The sequence below is a fragment of the Bacteroidota bacterium genome, assembly GCA_030017895.1.
GTDB lineage: Bacteria > Bacteroidota > Ignavibacteria > UBA10030 > BY39 > JASEGV01.
Genome location: JASEGV010000174.1, coordinates 1 through 553 on the forward strand (window position 1 = coordinate 1; position 553 = coordinate 553).

At 41.0% G+C, this 553-nt stretch carries 1 protein-coding gene; it reads left to right on the top strand.

Going from position 1 to position 553, the window contains the following annotated elements; translation table 11 throughout:
• Positions 1-553: IS5 family transposase (locus tag QME58_14520; GenBank protein ID MDI6805025.1), on the top strand; the 553-nt coding region annotated here is incomplete at both ends.

The window sequence follows — 553 nt, forward strand, 5'->3', positions numbered from 1 at the left end:
GGATTAACCCTTTCCGACAACGTTCCCGATGCTAAAACAATCTGGCTCTTTCGCGAACAACTCACCAAAGCAAGTGCGATAGAAAAACTATTCGGACTTTTTAATAAATATCTCAACAACGAAGGACTTATTGCTCATGAAGGGAAAATGGTGGATGCTAGTTTTGTAGAAGTTCCAATTCAACGCAACACCCGTCAAGAGAACAAAGACATTAAAGAGGGAAATGTTCCTGAGCGGTGGGATGAAAACCCGCATAAGGTGTCCCAAAAAGACACCGATGCACGATGGACAAAGAAGAATGGGCGAAGTTATTATGGCTATAAAAATCACGTTAAAGCCGATAAGAAAAGTAAACTGATAGATACTTATATTGTAACCGATGCGAGCGTGCATGATTCACAAGAAACGGAGAACTTACTTTCAGATTCAGATACGGGACAGTCTTTGCACGCAGACAGTGCGTACAGTGGTGAGTCGGTATCTCTAGTGGTAGAACACAAAAAAATGATTAATCAGATTCACGAAAAAGGATACAGAAATAAACCGCTTACCG